This window comes from Ruegeria alba, from assembly GCF_022321465.1.
In the GTDB taxonomy this organism is placed as follows: domain Bacteria; phylum Pseudomonadota; class Alphaproteobacteria; order Rhodobacterales; family Rhodobacteraceae; genus Ruegeria_B; species Ruegeria_B alba.
The window spans coordinates 36,886-43,963 of record NZ_JAKOEM010000028.1; the positions used below are offsets into that span (position 1 = coordinate 36,886).

A 7,078-nucleotide genomic window follows, 5' to 3' on the forward strand; every position below is an offset into this window, starting at 1 on the left:
CGGAACGGGATACAAAAGGAGCCGCCCGAGATTTCGGGCGGCTCCTCTTTTTTGTCGCGCGTCTGGCTTTGTTCGTGAGTGGCTTAGGCTTCGCGCGCGACCATATTGTGGGTGTCCAGAAGGTTCTGTCTCCTGCTTGGGGTCAGGGAACCGGCCAAGGCGTCGATCAGGGAGTGGACGGCTTTCAGTTCCTCTACGGTTGTTGCGGACTGAATCTGTTCAGCCAGATAGCGTTCCAACGGCGTGGCCGGGACGTCGTCGGCGTTGGCTGCGAGCGGCTTTGCCCTGGCCCGTGGGCGATTGAAGAGCGCCAGCGCGTCGTCGTCGCTCAGGAACACGTCATGGGGGATTCCGGCAAAGCGGCGAACCCGTTCGACGCGTTCCTCACCAGTATCGAGCAGGGCGGCCAGCGCCGGCACCTTACCCATTGGCACGGTCTCGCCCACATAGTCGTAAGGGGCATTGTCGGACCGCTTTAGCACCCGGTCCATCACCGGGTCGATCACGGTGACGATGTCACTGATCCCGGCACGACGGGCATATTCCAGCGAGCCGATCATCAGTTCGCAAGTGGCATAAGACACCGAGTTGCGGTCCTTGCCCCGTTTGAGCCGCTGCGTGTCCACACAGAACCGTGTGGATTCCCACATCGTGGAGCTGCGGAGCGGTGGTTCGCCACACAGGATGTCAGAAAACACATCCGCCAGCATATGTGGACCGGTGGTCTGAAGCGCCCTGACGGCCGCCACCACATTCCCTTCGTCGTCAAGCCCGACAACATAGACAGGATCCAGGTGATCGAACTTGTCAATCTCCTTGCCGTCCTCGATTGTCACATCCCATCCCAGACGATCACCAAAAACACGGGCACGCAACCGAAACATTTCATCCAGAACTCCATCGAATAGATGCTTGTTCAAAGCGTCGATCACGATGATCATTTGTTTCCCCCTACGAGTGGATTTCGGTGAACCAATCGTTACCCAAGTTGGGGCTGAGGACTATTGGGGGTTTCCCGTAGAGGCGGAAAAAAGTGTACTGGTTGGTTCAGCCGGGGTAGATCAGCCCGAGGCCCACGGCCCGCCCGACAGCCTGAGCAGTGGTTAAGGCGCAGAGTTTCTCGCGGGACGAGCGCAGATGCACCTCGACGGTACGGTGCGAGATCGACAGGATGTCACCGATGTCCTGTTGCGATTTGCCAGCAGCCACCCATTGCAGGATCTCGGCCTCGCGTGTCGAGAGCGACGGGTGATACAGAACCCGGCCCAGCATGTCCGAACTCATCACCGTGTCGTGGATATGCACAGCCAGCGATTGCAGGTCACCGAGTGTATGACGTACAAGCTTGTGCCACTCGTCGGTCGAGCATTCGCGGGTGACGCTGAGCAGCCCGACATCGCCATAGGGACCGCGTACCGGGATGGTCAGGCCCTGATCGCCGATGCCAAAGTCATGAGCATCGCGAAAGACACGACGGAAATCACTGCTGCGTTCGAGGCGGCTCCAGTCGACCGGGGCGATGCTGCGCTGGCTCATGTGCAGCGTCGGGTCGATCATGTGAAAGCCCTGCTCCTGATAATGGAGCTTCCACTCGTCACTATAGGTGACATAGCCGTGAATGGCACCGGCGGCCGGGTTCAGCCCGGCATAAGCGGCGTGGTCCATCTCGAGCTTTTCGCGCACTTGTAGGAGGAAGTCCGAATAGACGGCTTCCGACTTGGGCAGAGTTCCGAGATCGACAATATCCATCTGCTGCACCTGTTCGATCAGAGCAAGGCAGTGGGCGCGTTATCCCGGTACTTTTTCGCCGGATAACTGTCTATCGACCGCCATTGTTCTGACAAAGGCTAGAACAGCACGCTTTTGTGCCGGAGGCAAGCTGCTATAGATCTCTACCATTTCGACTGAATCCCGATCCTTAAGGAACATAAGACGGTCGATCGGCGCATCGCTGCCGTCGATCATCCCGGATTCCGGGGCCTGAATGCCTTCGAAGAAATGGCTTATATGCACATCGAGCACCTCGGCAATTGCCCAGAGGCGCGACGCGCTCACCCGGTTTGCACCGGACTCATACTTTTGAACCTGTTGAAACCGCACTCCGATCGCACGGCCTAGCTCGGCTTGGCTGAGGCCCAGCGCAGAGCGTCTGGCGCGGATCCGGCGCCCGACCACGGTATCGACTGTATCCATACCTTCACCTGTTACATTCGTATATTCAACGAGTACCAGTATTCGAAAACCGGCATGCAACTAACGCTTACGGCACTTGGTCGCGTGCACGCACTCGCTAATCACGCCGACAGATTGCCCCATTGCAGGCATCGAAGCAACGGTTTTCCTGTTATGGTTGCGGAAAGGTAACGGCTGATTGCCGACAAGTACCTGTCTACTAATAATTTGCTATCAACGGTTTGCTGGGCACAGACCAAGATCATCCTCTGCCGCTAGCGCTCCGGTCGGAGTTAGGGGAACCGTTTGGAAGTACAAGGATTTGTGCCGGGTGAACGTTTCATCGACGGGGCTTTGGAACAGAGCGACAGCCCCTTTCCAGGGCGCCCGGATTGCAATTTTTGAAAACTGATGACGTTGGGTCAAGCAGCGGGACGCAATCCTGTTTCGACAAGCATCCCGCGTCGTTTCGCCTCATAATAGTATCCCGAGGCGTAGAGCTGGATCGCCCTATCCTGGTCTCCATCCGACAAAAGCCAGGCGCCGCGAAGGTATTTCCCCGCAAACTGCAGGTTAGTGTCTGCATCCAGAAGATCTTCGGGCGCACCGCGGAACCCCATTGTTCGGGCGGTTGCGGGCAATATCTGTAGCAGACCGTAATAGGGCCTGTTAACCGCCCAGGGGCGATGGCTGCTTTCGCGGATTGCCAGCTTGTGCACCAGATTCCGCGGTAGTTCATAGTGATCTGACCAATGGTTGATCGCGGCGCGCAGCTCAGGCGTTTCATTGGGGTGAAGCGGTGGGTTGACAGGAGGGGAAGCTTCCGGTGTGCGCCCGCAGGCAGCAACGGGCAGCGCGAAGCCGGTCAACAACAGGGCGCGGCGGGTCAATTGCATCAAGGGTTCCTTGGTCGCGTCAGTTGCCTAACGCAATTACCCCGACATTTGCAGCGTGCGAAGAGGCTTTTCAAAGAACGTGGCAAGATGGGCGGATTACGGCCAGTGGACCGGAAGTCTAAAAGAAGAAAGGCCGCACATCGGCGCGGCCTTTCAATCTTGTATCCTGTGGGAAACCGGTCAGGCGGTTTCGTCGCTGGCGGCAGGGGCCTGATCGTCGTCGTCCGAGGCGGCGCTGCCGATATCGTCGAACAGTTCGGCGATCTCGAATTCAGCGGCGGCCTCTTCCTCGGCGGCCAGTTCCTGGATCGACTTGCCAGATGCCTGCAGTTCGGCCTCTTCGGGCGAGCGGGCAACGTTCAGGTTGATCGCGACTTCGACCTCGGGGTGCAGGCGGACAGTGACGCTGTGCAGACCCAGTTCCTTGATCGGAGCGATCAGGGCAATCTGTTTCTTGTCGACCGAGAAGCCTGCCTCGGTGGCGGCGTCTGCGGCGTCACGCGGAGTGACCGAGCCATAGAGCGCGCCGGCATCCGATGCCGAGCGAATCACGATGAACTGCTGACCGTCGAGCTTTTCGGCCAGGGCCTCGGCTTCCTGCTTGGTCTCCAGGTTGCGCGCTTCGAGCTGGGCTTTCTGCGCTTCGAACTGGGCGATATTCGCATCCGATGCGACCAGCGCCTTGCTCTGCGGCAGCAGGAAGTTGCGAGCGTAGCCCGGCTTGACGTCGACGACGTCGCCCATCTGGCCCAGCTTCGCCACGCGTTCGAGAAGGATAACTTGCATGTGCCTATCTCCTTACTTCACGGCGTAGGGCAGCAGGGCGAGGAAGCGCGCGCGCTTGATGGCACGGGCCAGTTCGCGCTGCTTCTTGGCCGAGACGGCGGTGATGCGCGAGGGCACGATCTTGCCGCGTTCGCTGATATAGCGCTGCAGCAGCTTGGTGTCCTTGTAGTCGATCTTGGGTGCGTTGTCGCCCGAGAAGGGGCACACCTTGCGACGGCGGAAAAACGGTTTAGCGGCCATAACTTGATGTCCTTTCCTAATGCGGGCTTAGCGGCGTTCGCGGCGGCTGTCGCGCTCGTCGCGCTTCTGCATCTGGACCGAGGGTCCTTCGGCGTGCTCGTCGACCTTGATGGTCAGAACGCGCATCACGTCGTCATGCAGGCGCATCAGGCGTTCCATTTCCTGCACGGCGGACGCGGGCGCGTCGGTGCGCAGAAAGGCATAGTGGCCCTTGCGGTTCTTGTTGATCTTGTAGGCCATCGTCTTGACGCCCCAGTACTCGTGGTCGACCAGGCTGCCGCCATTGTCGCTGAGTACGGCACCGAAATGTTCGATGAGGCCTTCGGCTTGCGTGTTGGACAGGTCCTGACGCGCAATCATGACATGCTCGTAGAGAGGCATGCGATCTCCTGTTTTCTATCTAGGCGCATTTCATAGGCGGGGCCCTTGATCCTTTCACGGCCCTGCCACGAGAGACTGCGCGGTTCACGAATTCTGTGAAAGGATGGCCCCATATACACGCCTGCGCGCCGGGGGCAAGGGGTTTGGCGGCGCCGCACTTCTGGGTTGTGTCTGGGGTCATGCCGCTCAATTACCCAGAGACTGCCGCATTCCCGTCGCAATGTTTATCAATCGTTAACCCTGCCGGACACAACCCGGCGATAAACTTGGCGCAGGGAGCGCGACCTGACATGCATGTGGCACAGCAACAGACGCTTCGCAACCGGATGCCGCTTCCGTCTTTCGAAGAGACGGTGCCGTTGATGATCACTTTCGCCCCGAACTGGCCGCTGCGCACCGTGATCTTTCGGGTGGTTGGTACCGCGCTGGTGATCGGGGCCGCCGCCATGTGGCTGCTGCCAGGATCGGGCGTTGACGCGGATGCGGCGCTGATGAAGCTGGGCGTGTCGCTGTTCTTCTTCCTGTGCGGTCTGGCGCTGTTGATGATCCATCATCAGGACAACCAGCCCGACGCCTATTTCGATCCGATCCGGCGCGAGGTTCGGGTGCTGCAAAAGAACAATCGCGGCCGTCCCCAGACCATCCTGCGCCGCAGCTATGACAGCCTGGGCGCGGCCCGGTTCAACGAGCACTACCTGGAGATCTGCGACGTGGACGGGTCGATCCTGATGCGCCTGCCGATCCCTTCGGCCGATATCCGCCAGGCCCTGCGCAGCCAGCTGAGCGGATTCGTGACCATTTCGGCCTGACATCCGCCACTGTTCATTCCTCCACAGACTCTGTGGAGTTCTGTCAGATTGCCCGCACAACCCGCTTGCCCCATGTCTGGGCCAAGGCAAGGACAACCGTCCGCCTGAACCCACAAGACAAGACATGGAGCGACAGAATGAAGACCACCCGCCTTGCCGCAGCGCTGATCCTGGCCGGCCTCGCCGGCGCCGCCACAGCCGCGCCCGAGACATACCTGCTGGATGCCAGCCACAGCCAGGTCGTGTTCAGCTACAACCACCTGGGCTATTCCACCACCACCGGCATGTTCTCGGGCTTCGAGGGCGAGATCCTGTTCGACAAGGAAGACCCGGCCGCCTCTTCGGTGACCGTTTCGATGCCGGTCCTGTCGATGTTCACTGGCTGGGAAGCACGCGAAGATCACTTCTTCTCGGGTGATTTCTTTGGTGCCAAGGAAGGGGACATGATCACCTTTGTCTCGACCGGCATCGAAGTGACCGGAGACAACACCGCCAAGATCACCGGCGACCTGACCATGAACGGCGTGACCAAGTCGGTGGTGCTGGACGCGGTGCTGAACCAGATGGGCGATCACCCGATGGCAAACAAGCCCTGGGCCGGGTTCGATGCCACCACCACCGTGGTGCGCTCCGATTTCAACCTGGGCATGTTTGCACCTTATGTCAGCGACGAAGTCGAGGTTCGCATTTCGATCGAGGCCATGAAGGCCGGAGCCGACAACACCTGATCCGGTTCACCGTCAGGCGAACGAACGGGCCCGTCGGCCAGCCCTTTGCAAAAAGTGGCGCATGTGAAAAGTGTGAGGGCTCGAAGCGCACTGGCAGCTTCGAGCCCACTTTACCGGATGTTGCATCCGCAGAAATGGTGATAGTCAGGCGTATGGTTGCCGTATTTCATACTCAGACAAGCCTTCTCCATGATCTTTTCTCGCTCGGTGTTCACGCGGGAGATGGGCTTTTTGTACATGGCTCGATGACTGCCGTAGACGCTACCGTGGGCGGTGCCCGGACAATTGTTGAAAGCCTTCTGAGAGCGGTAGGTGGAACAGGTCTTGTAGGAATGCCGGGGTTCTCTTCCGACGCCTACTTTCCTGCTGAAATTGATAAGTCCCGCTTAACCCAAGACCAGATTTCTGAAATAGAAGATGCCGTTCCCGGTTTCGATGTCGCGAAATCCCCAACGTCTGGCATGGGTATCATTGCGGAGACTTTCAGAACCTGGCCGGGAACTCAGCGCAGCGAGCACCCGGCTGTATCGATCTGCCTCAATGGCGAGAAAGCAAATGACTTTCTCAAAGAGCACAGCCTCGCGTGGGCAACGGGAGAGAAAACGCCCCTTGGGAAGCTCCGTGATCGCCATGCAATGAAGATCTTGCTGATCGGGGTCGGCTGGAACCGATGCTCAGCCCTTCACACAGCCGAGAGCTTTGCACAACACAAGCGGACCAAGACGCGGCGCTTCAAGAATGGTGGCCCCAACGGAACATGGATCGAAACACCCGACGTAGCAGATGATATGAACCGGCTGTTTCCGGCAATTGGTGAGGCGTTCGAAAAGACCGGCGCTGTTTCTTTCGGAAAATTCGGGGGTGCCGAATGCAAGGTATGCGATTTTCGATCTCTAGTTGACTTCGCCTCTGACTGGATCGACTGCGCCAACAAACGAAGCGGTGATCTCAGCTAAAGGAACTGTGCTGCCCAATGGCAGGTTTGTGCTGGATGCTGTTGAAAAAGTCGATGTGTAAGCGCGGCGAAAATAGCGGCTGAAGTCTTCCTGCTCGGCTCTTCACGCCG

General features: G+C 58.9%; 10 protein-coding genes. 3 read left to right on the forward strand and 7 right to left on the reverse strand.

All coding sequences use genetic code 11. The features are described from left to right. Positions 1 to 83: 83 nt before the first annotated feature. The 7 genes from MB818_RS20090 to rpsF form a co-directional block, all read right to left on the reverse strand. The gene (locus MB818_RS20090) at positions 84 to 941 is read right to left on the reverse strand and encodes an acyl-homoserine-lactone synthase (RefSeq protein ID WP_238906199.1); all 858 of its coding nucleotides are present in this window, start codon (positions 939 to 941) and stop codon (positions 84 to 86) included. A 106-nt stretch (positions 942 to 1,047) separates the two neighbouring features. Continuing rightward, on the reverse strand, positions 1,048 to 1,749 hold the full coding sequence (locus tag MB818_RS20095; RefSeq protein ID WP_234140721.1) for a LuxR family transcriptional regulator: 702 nt from the start codon (positions 1,747 to 1,749) through the stop codon (positions 1,048 to 1,050). Positions 1,750 to 1,788: 39 nt separating this feature from the next. Beyond that, positions 1,789 to 2,193: a helix-turn-helix domain-containing protein gene (locus MB818_RS20100; protein ID WP_234178118.1), complete on the reverse strand. Its 405-nt coding sequence runs from the start codon at positions 2,191 to 2,193 to the stop codon at positions 1,789 to 1,791. Between the two features lie 401 nt (positions 2,194 to 2,594). Next, on the reverse strand, positions 2,595 to 3,068 hold the full coding sequence (locus MB818_RS20105) for a lytic transglycosylase domain-containing protein (protein WP_234140723.1): 474 nt from the start codon (positions 3,066 to 3,068) through the stop codon (positions 2,595 to 2,597). A gap of 180 nt (positions 3,069 to 3,248) precedes the next feature. Continuing rightward, entirely contained in the window at positions 3,249 to 3,854 is a 606-nt protein-coding gene (gene rplI, locus MB818_RS20110; RefSeq protein WP_234140725.1) for a 50S ribosomal protein L9, read from the reverse strand. Positions 3,855 to 3,866: 12 nt separating this feature from the next. Then, entirely contained in the window at positions 3,867 to 4,094 is a 228-nt protein-coding gene (gene rpsR, locus MB818_RS20115; protein WP_008328567.1) for a 30S ribosomal protein S18, read from the reverse strand. Positions 4,095 to 4,121: 27 nt separating this feature from the next. Further along, a complete protein-coding gene (gene rpsF, locus MB818_RS20120) occupies positions 4,122 to 4,475 on the reverse strand; it encodes a 30S ribosomal protein S6 (RefSeq protein ID WP_011048000.1) in 354 nt (117 codons plus the stop codon). Between the two features lie 290 nt (positions 4,476 to 4,765). Between rpsF and MB818_RS20125 the strand changes: the two genes are divergently transcribed. The 3 genes from MB818_RS20125 to MB818_RS20135 all read left to right on the forward strand — a co-directional run bounded on the left by MB818_RS20125 (position 4,766) and on the right by MB818_RS20135 (position 6,968). Further along, positions 4,766 to 5,284 (forward strand): hypothetical protein, encoded by a 519-nt coding sequence (locus MB818_RS20125; protein WP_234140726.1) that lies wholly within the window; start codon positions 4,766 to 4,768, stop codon positions 5,282 to 5,284. 137 nt (positions 5,285 to 5,421) lie between these two features. Next, the gene (locus MB818_RS20130; RefSeq protein WP_234183331.1) at positions 5,422 to 6,012 is read left to right on the forward strand and encodes a YceI family protein; all 591 of its coding nucleotides are present in this window, start codon (positions 5,422 to 5,424) and stop codon (positions 6,010 to 6,012) included. Between the two features lie 152 nt (positions 6,013 to 6,164). After that, a complete protein-coding gene (locus MB818_RS20135) occupies positions 6,165 to 6,968 on the forward strand; it encodes an AAC(3) family N-acetyltransferase (protein ID WP_238906200.1) in 804 nt (267 codons plus the stop codon). Positions 6,969 to 7,078: the final 110 nt, after the last annotated feature.